The 12,699-nt window shown below is 62.0% G+C and carries 12 protein-coding genes; all 12 read right to left on the reverse strand.

Features of this window, described 5'->3' with window-relative positions:
• Window positions 1-209 precede the first annotated feature (209 nt).
• Window positions 210-1,043 (reverse strand): hypothetical protein, encoded by an 834-nt coding sequence (locus ABH922_RS16725; protein ID WP_424807977.1) that lies wholly within the window; start codon window positions 1,041-1,043, stop codon window positions 210-212.
• A gap of 45 nt (window positions 1,044-1,088) precedes the next feature.
• Window positions 1,089-1,766 (reverse strand): hypothetical protein, encoded by a 678-nt coding sequence (locus ABH922_RS16730; RefSeq protein ID WP_424807978.1) that lies wholly within the window; start codon window positions 1,764-1,766, stop codon window positions 1,089-1,091.
• A gap of 80 nt (window positions 1,767-1,846) precedes the next feature.
• Window positions 1,847-3,094, reverse strand: a complete 1,248-nt coding sequence (locus ABH922_RS16735; RefSeq protein WP_424807979.1) for an MCE family protein — start codon at window positions 3,092-3,094, stop codon at window positions 1,847-1,849.
• On the reverse strand, window positions 3,091-4,362 hold the full coding sequence (locus ABH922_RS16740) for an MCE family protein (RefSeq protein ID WP_424807980.1): 1,272 nt from the start codon (window positions 4,360-4,362) through the stop codon (window positions 3,091-3,093). The genes ABH922_RS16735 and ABH922_RS16740 overlap by 4 nt, the downstream gene beginning before the upstream one ends.
• Window positions 4,359-5,612: an MCE family protein gene (locus ABH922_RS16745; RefSeq protein WP_424807981.1), complete on the reverse strand. Its 1,254-nt coding sequence runs from the start codon at window positions 5,610-5,612 to the stop codon at window positions 4,359-4,361. The genes ABH922_RS16740 and ABH922_RS16745 overlap by 4 nt, the downstream gene beginning before the upstream one ends.
• Window positions 5,612-6,607 (reverse strand): MCE family protein, encoded by a 996-nt coding sequence (locus tag ABH922_RS16750; RefSeq protein WP_424807982.1) that lies wholly within the window; start codon window positions 6,605-6,607, stop codon window positions 5,612-5,614. The genes ABH922_RS16745 and ABH922_RS16750 overlap by 1 nt, the downstream gene beginning before the upstream one ends.
• Window positions 6,604-7,683 (reverse strand): MCE family protein, encoded by a 1,080-nt coding sequence (locus tag ABH922_RS16755; protein WP_424807983.1) that lies wholly within the window; start codon window positions 7,681-7,683, stop codon window positions 6,604-6,606. The genes ABH922_RS16750 and ABH922_RS16755 overlap by 4 nt, the downstream gene beginning before the upstream one ends.
• The gene (locus ABH922_RS16760; protein WP_424807984.1) at window positions 7,680-9,041 is read right to left on the reverse strand and encodes an MCE family protein; all 1,362 of its coding nucleotides are present in this window, start codon (window positions 9,039-9,041) and stop codon (window positions 7,680-7,682) included. The genes ABH922_RS16755 and ABH922_RS16760 overlap by 4 nt, the downstream gene beginning before the upstream one ends.
• The gene (locus ABH922_RS16765; protein ID WP_424807985.1) at window positions 9,038-9,898 is read right to left on the reverse strand and encodes an MlaE family ABC transporter permease; all 861 of its coding nucleotides are present in this window, start codon (window positions 9,896-9,898) and stop codon (window positions 9,038-9,040) included. The genes ABH922_RS16760 and ABH922_RS16765 overlap by 4 nt, the downstream gene beginning before the upstream one ends.
• Before the next feature lie 5 nt (window positions 9,899-9,903).
• Entirely contained in the window at window positions 9,904-10,698 is a 795-nt protein-coding gene (locus tag ABH922_RS16770) for an MlaE family ABC transporter permease (protein ID WP_424807986.1), read from the reverse strand.
• 9 nt (window positions 10,699-10,707) lie between these two features.
• On the reverse strand, window positions 10,708-11,826 hold the full coding sequence (locus ABH922_RS16775; protein ID WP_424809698.1) for an ABC transporter ATP-binding protein: 1,119 nt from the start codon (window positions 11,824-11,826) through the stop codon (window positions 10,708-10,710).
• Between the two features lie 480 nt (window positions 11,827-12,306).
• A complete protein-coding gene (gene rplL / locus ABH922_RS16780) occupies window positions 12,307-12,690 on the reverse strand; it encodes a 50S ribosomal protein L7/L12 (protein WP_424807987.1) in 384 nt (127 codons plus the stop codon).
• Window positions 12,691-12,699 lie beyond the last annotated feature (9 nt).

Consider the following 12,699-nt stretch of genomic DNA (forward strand, 5'->3'; position numbering starts at 1 on the left):
GCCGTTCACTGGTACGCGTGTGTTCACGGATCAGAGTGGACCTTACGGACCGCCCCGTCAAGAGCGAGGACACATGTGGCGGCACTCGAACATCGATCGAATACGTTCGAACACCGTTCCCGATCAGTGTAACCAGGACCACCGTCACATACGAAAAACCGGATCAGGTCTGCTGACCGTTCCGGAATCTTCGCAGTCCATCCACGCAGCTACTGGTCCTTGATGCCGGAGATCTGCCAGTCTCCCCCGACTTTCTCCACACTCACCATGACCATCCCCGACCGGGAATCCGAGGCCACTCCGTTCTGGGTCGAACTGACATTCAGCTGCGCCAGAAGTTGAGCTCGATCCTTCTCCAACCTGGTCACACCGATCAAGGCCACGTCGGCCGTGGTCGCCGTCCGGGTCTGCTCGACGCCCGCTTTCTGGGAGTCCTTGAACGCGCTCAATTCATCCCGCATCGACTGAGTCAGGCCCTGCAAGCCCTTGTCGAAATCGGCGTCGAAGGTATCCGGGGCGTACGTGAACACCGCAGCCAACGACTCCTGCGTGACCCGCATGACCTCCGTCGTCTCACCGGCATTCACCCAGGCCACGTCATCTCGTTGGGCACCGACTTTCAGGAAGGAGACCACCGCCAGCGCCGCGACGACGAGCGCAACCGCGCCGACGATCGCCACCGTTCGCCACCGCAACCAACTCGGCGCCGTGGCCGCGTCGGGGTCGACGGAGTCGTTCCCGGTCACCGGACCGACGTCCGGGTCACGTGGCACAGCTTGCGATCGGACGTCCGGTGGAGTCGGATCCGCTCGGTTCGACTCGCGCGTCTCGGTGTCGGGAGATTCCGATGAACCGGGCACGGCCGCCGGTACGGCTGTCTGCGTCCCTGTCGCCTCCGACTCGGACGGCTCCGCGATGATCGGCGCGGACGGTTCACCGTCCGACGGTCGAGCCGGGGCCTTCGACGATCGGTTGGAACCGGCGATCTTCGGCCGACGGTTCGGCTGCCCGCCCGGCCCGCCTTGACGACGCTTCGGTGGCATCAGGCACTTCTCCTTCGGACTGTCCGACGCGACGGTCGTCTCTGCTCAGTTACCACTGGGGGCACCGCCGTCTGTCGTCGGCGCCGCAGCCGAGGTAGGTACAGCACTGCCGTCTGTGGGTGCAGGCGCGCTGCCGTCTGTGGGTGGCAATGTCCCGGACCCGAGATCGATGGGTGTTCCGATCGGCTCCGCGGACCGAGCCTTCCAGACTCCGTCCACCTCGATCATCCCCAACTGCATGCCGATCTGGTTCTTGCGGAATTGTTCCCCGTACGTCGCCGTGACCCGCACGACGACGAGCGCGGTCGCCGTCTTGTCGTCGGTGTTCAGTTCCGTCAGCGCCGACTGCACGATCTCGGTCTCGGTCTTGGATCCGGACTTGCGAAGCTCGTCGGAGATGGAGTCCTGAACGTCCTGCAAGTACGCCGTCATTTGATCGCCGGTCACCGACGAGCGCATATTCTCGATCGACTGATCGATGTTCGAGGCGTCGGCATTGTTGAGGTTGATCGCAACCTGCTGCGCTCCGCTGAGCGCCTCGTCCCGGATCGCGGCAGTATTGCGGTCGGACGTCAAGGCTCGCGCGTACGAAACCCCGAACATACCGAGCGCGACCAGCGCCGCCACCAACACGACGCCCGCGGCGATCAGGGACGCTTTCAATCCGGCCGACGCTGTAACGCCGGGCCGGGCCGCCGGAGGAGAACTGTCTGTCCGATTCACACTCACTACCCTACTTGCCTGTATTGACCGGACCTGCCCTCAGCGGACGAAAAGGACCATGAATCATCCGCTGCCCCAACTTACTTCGGTGTCACTCCCAGCATCGGAGCAAGCTGCGTCGCAATGGGATTGAGATTGAGCTTGTCCGGGTCGACCTTCGGCTTGAAATCCCACGGCTGGATGGTTTGCGGATCTGCGAAAACCACGCGGTTGGCACTACGAACACCGGTCTCGCTGCCCTGCGGCACTTCACACGACGCCGCGGTGTTCACCGGGAAATCCTGTTGCATATCGTCGAAGTTCGGGTTCTGCCGCTTCATCTCGTCGATGATCGCCCGAGTGCCCTCGTAACCCACCGTGCACGAGAGCGGATTGTTGGTCTCGAGTACCAGTCCCTGATGCACGGTGCCGTCGCCCGGTGCGACCGTCGATGCGGCCGCTGCCAGACCTGGCAGGAAGATCAGGAACGGTTGCAGCACCGCCGCGCGGGGCGACAACGCGGCAGCCGTCGCTGCGAGGTTTGTCAGGTCCGTCGTCAACGCCGGGCCGGTCTCGTTCACCAGGGCACCGATTTGATCGCTCGCCGGAATACCGTTGTCGATCAAGCGACGGATATCCGGATCGCTGGTGCGCAATTGCGCCGTCACCTTGTCCAGATCGGTACTGAACTGTTTGATCGCCGACGACTGATCCGACTGGGTGCTGAGCACCGTCTGGCTGTTTCGGATCAACCCCAACGTCTGCGGCAACACCTCGAGACTTGCCGTGGACAGACCGGACAGCGAATCCGCAAGCCTCTGGATATCCTCACCCTTACCGTTGAACGCAGCACCCAATTCCACTGCGACGGTGTGCAAAGCGTCCACCGGCACCGACTGAACGAGTCCGTTCGTACTCTGCAACACGTTTTCGATCGGGATAGGCGTGCTCGTGCTCCCCACCTCGATCACGGAACCGTCCTCCAGGAACGGCCCCTGATCGGTATCCGGCTGCAGGTCCACGTACTGCTCGCCGATCGCGGACCGGTTGGCCACCACTGCGCGGGTGGACGCGGGGATCCTCGGCGCATTGTTGTCGATGTCCAGCGAGACTTCGATTCCCTTCTCCGTCAACGCCATCGCACCGACTCGACCGACCGGAACCCCACGGTAGGTGACCTCGGCATTGGTGAAGATACCACCTGCGTCAGCAAGCTCGGTGCGGACCGTGTACTGCCCGAACCCCAGAAGATTGTCCAGCCGAACATATTTCGCGCCCACGTATACCAGACCGAGCAACGCGACCAAGGCGAACGCGACAAGCTGCCACCTGACCAGAGCTGATCTCATTGCCCACCACCGATTCCGAACTGCTGCAACATTCCCTGGATTGGATTGAGAGGATCAGCCGGACTCGGATTCGCCGGATCGTTCGGATCGTCCGGCCTCGTGGCTACCACTGGGATCTGCGGGAGGATCGGCGCGATCGGAAGCAGCGACACCGTCGGCCAGCCCGGCCGCGGTCCGTTCCCGTTGTAATACGGGTTGGACGGGTCGACTACCGGCTTCGGATTGCCGAACCGCGGTTCGCGATACACCGGATCGCCCTGCCCGACACCGAGCCCCTCCAAGGTGTTTCCGATCTGCAGATCGACACTGAGGAACAGGTTGACCGATCCACCCTGTGCGATCTTCTCCACATCGTCCGGGAAGGGGAACGTCGGCAGAAAGGGCAACGCACCGACAAGATCGTCACCGGAATCCGCGAGGGCCTTCAGCGTCGGGCGCAGAGCTTGCAGGTCGGCGATCAAATCGTTCTTGGACCGAGTGAGCACGTCGGTGCCCACGGCACCCAACCTGTCGACCTGCGCCAGCATCTGAGTGAGCTGCGGCCGCTGCTCGTTGAGAACCTGGGTCGCCACCGGCAATTCGTCGAGAATCCGGCCGATCTTCTCGTTCTGCTCGTTGACCCGGCTCGACAACACGTCCAACCCGTCGAGCGCGCGGGCAATGTCGTCACGCTGCGCGTTCAGACCGTCGATAAGGGTATTCGCCTGCTCGAGCAAGCTCCGTGTCTTGCCTTCGCGACCGTCGAACGCCGCACCCAGTTCCTCGACGATGGGCTGAAGCTGACCGACACCGCCACCGTTGAGAAGCAACGACAACGCACCGAGAACCTGCTCGATCTCGGTCGCGTGCCGCGTCCGATCGAGCGGGATCAGAGCTCCGTCGGCCAGCTTGGTACCGGTGTCCGCCCCAGTCGGTGGAGCCGACAGTTCGATGAACTTCTCACCGAGCAGGTTCGTCTGCTGAACCGAGGCAACGGCATTGGCCGGAAGATTCACCGACGAATCGAGAACGACCCCCACGTCGGCCTTCCACCCGTCCGGACCGACCGACACTTTCTCCACTCGGCCCACCGGGACACCGTCCACCTTGACCGCGGACTGCGGAACCAGGTCGAGGACGTCGTCGAATTCCACGGTCACGCGCATCGGGTCCGAACCGACGCTCGGTCCGCCCGGCAGTGGAATCGCATAGATTCCCTGAGACGAGCACGCCGTGAGAGACAGAGCCGAAGCACAGACGAGTGCGCCGATCATCGCTGAACGCTTCACTCGCCCGCCCCGCTTCCACTGTTGAGTCGAGGCGAGACGACACCGGGTACGGTGCCGGGCACGACCTGGTTCTCGCGCTCTGGGCCCGCCAGTATTCCGAACGGAAGATTGAGCCCGGCAGCTTGATTGGCCGCATCGGCCATCGCCGCGACATTGGTGCACTGGTCGATCGCCGGCTGCATCTGCCGCCCCAACGCCTCGAAGCGAGGATCACCCGGCAGGAGCTTACCCAGATCCATCAGTTTGCACAGCACTCCGGCGGGATCCTGGAGATCAGGAAAAGCGAGCCTCGACGCCAACACCCCGGACTCCGCGTCGTACGAATTAACCAGGTTCGAAATGGCCAACGGGAGCAACGTGAGCGTGTCGACCAGAGCCTGCTTGTTGTCGGCCAATGTCTGTGTCGGTGCCACAAGTCCGTCTGCGGTACGGGCGATCTGCTCGCGATTGTCCGCCACGAACTTGGCGACGTCACCGAGCGCGAACGACAACTGGTTCAGTGCCGCGCCGAGATCCTCCCGCTCGCCGGCCAGGAATCCCGTCAGATCGGAAAGCTGGCTGTTGAACTGACGTACCTGCTGATCGTTGTCCGCCAAGGCCCCGACGAAAGTGTCGAGGTTCTTGATCGTCAGTGAAATGTTGTCGCGCGAATCGTTCAGGGTCCGGGCCGCGTCCGAAAGATTGGTGATGCTCGCGCCCAATGCCGCACCGTTTCCGTCCAGGTTCGCCGCACCGGTCTCGACGAATTTCGACAATGCGCCGTCCTTGTTGGCCCCGTCGGGACCCAATGCCGTCGCCAGGTCGTCGATGCTCGAGTACAACTGATCGACCTCCACCGGCGTAGCGGTTCGCTCGAAGGGAATGACTGCGCCGCTCTCCATCTTGTCGCCGCCGGTGTACACCGGCGTCAACTGGACGTACCTGTCCGCAACCACCGACGGCGTTATCTGAGCGGCGCCCGCGCCGGCCGGAACATCGACCCCCCGTTGAACTCGAAGATCGACCTTGACCCTCTCACCCTGCGGCTCCACCGACGTGACTGTACCCACCTTCACACCGAGCACTCGCACGTCCGTGCCCTCGTAGATACCGACCGACTTGTCGAAATATGCTGTGATCGTGGTTGTTCCGGCGCGCGTGAGCAACCACCACAGTGCCCCTCCCAGCAAAATCAACGCCACCAGGACCGCGGCGATCACCGCCGTCGTCCGCTTTCTCGATCCGTTGCCTGCCACTGCTGTGTCGACCATCAGTTACCTCCCACCGTGCGAACGGGTTCGCGGTAACCCGGAATGTCCGGCAACCCCGGCGGAAGCAGGTTCACCACAACCTGATCGAACCAACGTCCGTTGCCGACGACGTTGGCGTACAACCGAATGAAAGGTTCGTACAGCTCGAGCGCCTTGTCCAGATTCTCGTTGTTCGCGTTCAAGATGTCGATGACGCCGTTGAGTTGAGTGAGCGCCGGCCCGATCGCGGCCTCGTTGTCACGAACCAGGCCGGTGAGCTGTTGGGAGACACGCTGAGTCCCGACGAGCAGCTGCGAGATGGCCTGCTGTCGATTGTTCAGTTCCTGCACCAGTAGCGCCCCGTCGCTGATCAACTTGGTGAATTCCTTGTTGCGGTCGGCCAGGATCTGAGAAGTCTTACCGGTCGCGTCGAACAGTTTCTGCAAATCCTGATCGCGACTGGCGATGGTCTGCGACAACCGGCTCACACCGTCCAGCGATGCCCTGATATCTGCCGGTGTCTCCGAGAACGCCTGCGAGAGCGTCTCCATGCTCTGCGCCAGCTGATCGGTGTCGATGTCACCCACCGTGTCGGCCGCCGACGAGAAAGCCTGGACCACGTCGTACGGAGAGGTCGTACGGTCCAACGGAATTCGAGTTCCCGGCTGGAGATTATCGGTTCCACGAGGATCGAGAGCGAGGTACTTCTGCCCCAGAATCGTCTTGATCTGGATGGACGCCGACGTCTGATTTCCTACCCACGCGTCGGACACCTTGAAATCGACGAGAACTCGATCGCCGTCGAGGTCCACCGATGTCACCTTGCCCACCTTGACGCCGGCGATACGAACCTCGTTCCCGGACTTGAGCCCAGCCGCTTCGGAGAACTCCGCGGAATACGAGGAACCCGCGCCCACGAACGGCAGAGAATCGAGAAAGAATGCGGACGACGTGGCCAGCAGCACCACGAAGATCCCGATAGCACCGGCCATCGCCGGACTGCGACGTTTACTCATCGACCCTGCAACTCCCTCATACCGTCTTGAGTGCATCGCTTGGCCGCATTGGTGTAGATCGGTTGGTTGACCGTGGGCAAGCCAGTGGGAAGATTCAATGCGGACGACTGCCCCGGACCGGCGACGATGTCGATCCCGCAGAGATAGAACTGGAACCAGGAACCGTAACTCGCCACCCGGGTGAGCTTGTCCAGCTTGACCGGTAACGTCGCCAGCACCGCATTCACATCGTCACTTCGACGATTGAGAGTGGTGGCCAACGTGTCGAGCGCGGTGATCGATCCTTGAATGGACGGGCGGGTCGGCTCCAGCAGATCGGCCGTCGCGTTGGTCAGGCCGGCCAGCGACGTCACCGCCGAACCGACAACTCCTCGGTCGGCGGCCAGACCCGAGACAAGTTGCTGTGTGTTGACGATGAGCGAATCGAGATTCTCGTCGTTTGCGTTCACGGTGGCGAGCACGTCGTTGAGATTGTCGATGACGTGGCCGATCACGACGTCCTTGTCCGCGATCGTATTGGTCAAGCTCGCGGTATTACGAACGAGTTCACCGATGGTACCCGACTCCCCCTGGAACACCTGGATGATCTGGTAGGACAGCTTGTTCACGTCGTCCGCACTCAATGTCGTGAACAGGGGCTTGAAACCGTTGAACAGCGTGGTCAGGTTCACGGCCGGTCGAGTCTGGTCGAGGGGCAGAGTATCTCCGCCGTTCAACTTACGCCCCTGACTTCCCTCCCCCTGGGTGAGCGCGATGTACCGCTGCCCGACGAGGTTCCGAAAACGAATGGTCGCGATCGAACTCGCCGGCAGCCAGTCACGATCGGACACCGAGAATTCCACCTCGGCCTGATTGTCGTTGACGATGGAGATCTTTTCCACCTGCCCCACCCGGACACCCGCGATCCGCACCTCGTCACCTTGATTCAACGAGGTGACATCGGAGAAGACTGCCTTGAACTTGGTTCCGCCGCCACCGCCGAGATTGGCGATGCTGGCAGCGAGCAAGCCGGTAGCCAGAATCGTGATCACGACGAACGCGGTCAATTTGATCAGCGGCGCGGCCAGTCCCCTCATTGGACACTCACCTGTGCTCCGGTAAACGCGGGCGCACCGACCATGGTGGTCCACGACGGAACATCACCCGGCGCAACACCGTTCGCCTGACCGTAGATCACCTTCATCGTGTCTTCTTCCAAAGTCGAACCCGCGTACCCCGCCTGCTGCACGGGACCGCTGGTGTTGGTCGAGAACAACCGCGGACCGGATCCCTCGGGAGCGGGCAGGAAATCCATGACTGCCGGACCCGGGTTACGGGACGGCACCTGGTACGAACCGTCACCGTACGAACCGCCCGGGTACTGCGGGAACGGCTTACCCGGCTCGGTGACGTTGTCGTAGCAAACCGGGCCGCGGTTGTCGATGAGCCTGGGCTCGTCCTGGTTGGGCAGGTATCGCCCCTTCGGGTTGACCAGCTGAATGCTCGCTCGCACACCCGGGTTGGGAGCATCGGCGGACAGAATCCTCGCGGCCTCGGGTGCCGTGTTCGAGAAGCCCTCGAACGTGCACCCGAAAGTCGGCGAATACTGGGCCAACAACTGCAACGTCACCCTCGAGTCGGCGGCAATCGAGATGATCGAGGACGCGTTCGCGTCGAGGAAATCCGCGGCTGTCGACGACGTCGTCGTCAACGACGCGAGTAGGGTCTTGATCGGATTCTGCTTCTCGACCACGGTATTTCCGGTGGTGCGCAAATTATCCAATGCGTTCACCAGATCCGGGGCGGCTTCCGAATACGTCTGCGAGAAGTCGGCGAATTTCCGCAGATCTTCCTGGACTGCGGGCAGTTCGGTATTGACACCTCGGAAGATCTCCTCGAGCCGGTCGACGGTCAGGCCCAGTTCCGCGCCTCGGCCACTGAGTCCCTGCGCGAGTGAACCGAGCGTGTTGGCGAGGTCCTGCGGCGGAACCGCTTGCAGAAGCGGCAACAAACCGTCGAGGACATCGCCCACCTCCACGGCGTTTCCACTCTTGTCCTGTTCCAGTACCGTGCCCGCCTCGATCGGCGGAGCCGACGGCCCGTCCGGAACGATCAAGGACACGTATCGCTCGCCGAACAGCGTCTTCGGCAACAGCCGCGCAGTCGCATTCGACGGAATCAATCCGGCTTTGTCCGGATCGATGGCCAGGACCGAGGTGACCTTACCGTCCTTGGTGGACGCCGAGCGCACCTCGCCCACCAGCAGGCCGCGCACCTTCACGTCCGCATTCGGTGGCAGCGCGTTCCCGACCGTGTCGGTGATCAGGTCGATCTTCACGACGTCCTTGAACGTCTTCGTGAACGTTCCGATGGTGAAAGTCAGGAACAAGGCCACCACCACGAAGAACACCAGTCCGAGGACGCGGCGGCGCAGAACTGACGGAGCCTCGATCATCCGGCCACCCTCACAGTTGTCGTAGTCCCCCAGATCGCCAGGCTGAGGAAGAAGTCGAGCACCGCAATCGTCACGATCGCAGCCCGGACGGCGCGACCGACGGCCACGCCCACACCGGCCGGGCCGCCGGACGCGTGGTAACCGTAATAACAGTGAATCAAGATCAGGACGAAGGCGAACACCAAGACCTTGGCGAACGAATACAACACGTCCTGCGGTGGCAGGAACAAATTGAAGTAGTGATCGTACGATCCCGTCGACTGGCCGTTGAACACGGTACTGATCACCCGCGACGCCAGATACGCGGCCAACAGGCCGACGATGTACAGCGGAATGACTGCCACGAAACCGGCGATCATGCGTGTAGTCACCAGAAACGGCACCGACGGCACGGCCATCACTTCCAGCGCGTCGATCTCTTCGGAGATACGCATCGCCCCGAGTTGAGCGGTGAAACCACACCCCACGGTAGCCGAGAGAGCCAGTGCCGCAACGATAGGCGCGATCTCACGGGTGTTGACGTACGCGGAGAGGAAGCCGGTGAGCACCGAACTGCCCAACTGTTCCAGTGCTGCGAACCCTTGCAGTCCCACCACGACGCCGGTGAATCCCGACATCATCGCGATCACGCCGATGGTTCCACCGATCACGGCGAGCGCACCGCTGCCGAAGGTCACCTCGGCGAGGAGGCGGAGCGTCTCCTTGCGGTATCGGTGCAAAGTGCGGGGCGTCCATGCAATGGCGCGAGCGTAGAACGACATCTGCTCGCCCGCCCGATCGAGCGCGTCGACCGGAATCCTGGCGACCTTACGACTGCGGAGAACAAGTCGATCGCCGCGGCCTCGTGCAATGGTCATGGAGGTCAAGATCCCTTCGCCGGGACGATCTGGAGGTACACCATGGTCAGAATCAGATTGGCGAAGAACAGCAACAGGAACGTGATGACCACCGCCTGATTGACCGCCTCGCCGACACCTTTCGGACCGCCCGAGGGATGTAGGCCCTTGTACGCGGAGATCACGCCGGCAATCAAGCCGAACACCGCCGCCTTGATCTCGGCACTCCACAAGTCGGGCAGTTGCGCAAACGCGGAGAACGACGAGATGTATGCACCCGGATTGCCGCCTTGCAGCACCACGTTGAAGAAGTAGCCACCTGCGACGCCCACCACCGACACGAGTCCGTTGAGGAGCACGGCAATGAGCACCATCGCCAGAACTCGTGGCACGACCAGACGCTGGATCGGATTGATGCCCAGTACCTCCATCGCGTCGATCTCCTCGCGAATGGTTCTCGAGCCCAGATCTGCGGTGACCGCCGATCCTGCGGCACCTGCCACGAGCAGGGCCGTCACCAGCGGACTTCCCTGCTGAATCACAGCCAGAACACTTGCCGCACCTGTGAAGGACTCAGCACCGAGCTGCTTGATCAGTGACCCGGTCTGCAGCGAGACGACCGCTCCGAACGGAATGGCCACCAGCGCGGTCGGCAAAATCGTCACGCTGGCGATGAACCAGGCCTGCTCGATGAACTCGCGAAACTGAAAAGGTCGCCTGAACGTGTTCTTGACCACATCGACGAACAGCTCGACGATATTGCCGGCCTGAGTGAGTGCGCCGTTGACCGGACTCAGCACCGAGTTTCGGGTAACCCCCATCCGATACGCCTACCCTTGCCTGTGTGTGGTGTTCCCGTACTGATCGACGTCCAAGACCGGAATGACCTGCGTGTCCAGTGAGTCGTCCCACTCCACGCGCGCACTGGGGGCGTCCGCATAACGACGGTTGTGCTCGCCGGCCGAGTCTTCCTCGTTGAGGCTGTCGTGAATTGCGGCCTGGGCATTGAGTGGCAGGGTGTGCACGATCTGCCTGACCCGTTCCTGACGCCGACGCACCGCCTGGCGTTCCGGATTTCCCGGTGTCGCCTTCATCTGCGGCACGATGCCCTCGACGTCCTCGACGCCGCCGGCATGGTGCCCGGCGTCGACGAGCGCCTGCTCGTGAGCCATCTGAGCTTCGTCCTTCTCCTCGGACATTCCGATCGGACCGATCATGGTGCCGTTGAGGAATTGCTTGACCACCGGCTCGTCCGACGTCAACAAGACCTCGCGCGGGCCGAACATCACGAGCTGCCGCCGGAACAGCATCCCGATGTTGTCGGGCACCGTCCGGGCGAGGTTGATGTTGTGCGAGACGATCAGGATGGTGGCATCCGATTGCGCGTTGATGTCGATCAACGTCTGGCTGATGTACGTGGTTCGGACCGGGTCGAGTCCGGAGTCCGGCTCGTCGACGAGGATGATCTCGGGATCGAGCACGAGCGCACGTGCCAGACCGGCGCGCTTACGCATACCACCGGAGATTTCCCCGGGGAGCTTGTCCTCGGCGCCGACCAGACCGGTCAGATCCAACTTCTCCATCACGATCTTGCGGATGTCCGATTCGGACTTCTTGGTGTGCTCACGCAGCGGGAAGGCGATGTTGTCGTACAAGTTCATCGAACCGAACAGCGCCCCGTCCTGGAACAGGACCCCGAACAATTTCCGAATTTCGTAGAGCTCCTTCGACGAGCACTTCAAGATGTCCGTGCCGTCGATCACGATGGAACCGGCTTCGGGGCGAAGAAGTCCGATCAACGACTTCAAGAACACGGACTTACCAGTTCCCGACGGGCCGAGTAGTGCACTGACCTCACCCGCCGGGAGGGTGAGCGACACGTCCTGCCAAATCCTCTGCGACCCGAACGACTTCGTCAGCCCCTGAACGGCTACCTCGACTCCCACAATTACCTCCGCGACGTCGTTGCATGCACCCGGTGTGGGTTGGGTCACTCTATCGCATGTGGGCGATACCCGTGACCGCGAATACTACTAATGAGTAATATCGCACTGTACTGCACTTCACATCGTCCCGCACACCCCCCACCGGATTGCACCGAAATTCGACAATTCAGTTCTCGGACAACAGGAAACGGCTACACCGAGTCGACCTGCGCGGTGACTACACCGCGCTCCCCGACCCTCCCGACCAAGGTCTGTCACGCGTCGAAAACCCGCCGCACCCTGGTCACCGAATAGGTCCCTAACCAGGCAATTTTCCACTACATGTCGGTCACTTTCATGACGACAAGTGATTTGCGACACGTCCCGCGATTCGAGCTGAGCACCGGTGTTCGAACCGAACCCAGCGCATACGAAAAAGAGGGCCACCCCAACCGGGGTGGCCCTCTTTCCGACTACTCACGAAGAGCAGCGACAAATACCGTCTTACTTGACAGCGATCTTCGCGCCGGCAGCTTCGAGCTTTTCCTTGGCAGCTTCGGCAGCTTCCTTGGAGACCTTCTCGAGGATGGCCTTCGGAGCGCTCTCGACGAGATCCTTGGCTTCCTTCAGGCCGAGGCCGGAAACGACCTCACGAACGACCTTGATGACCTGGATCTTCTTGTCGCCGGCCGACTCGAGGACGACGTCGAACTCGTCCTGCTCTTCAGCAGCTTCAGCGGCAGCCGGTGCGCCGGCAGCAGCAACTGCGACCGGAGCAGCAGCGGTGACCTCGAAGGTCTCCTCGAATGCCTTGACGAACTCCGAGAGCTCGAGGAGGGTGAGCTCCTTGAACTGGTCCAACAACTCTTCGGTGCTGAGCTTCGCCATTGTGGCGGT

The organism is Rhodococcus sp. 27YEA15 (assembly GCF_049739425.1).
Lineage (GTDB): Bacteria > Actinomycetota > Actinomycetes > Mycobacteriales > Mycobacteriaceae > Rhodococcus_F.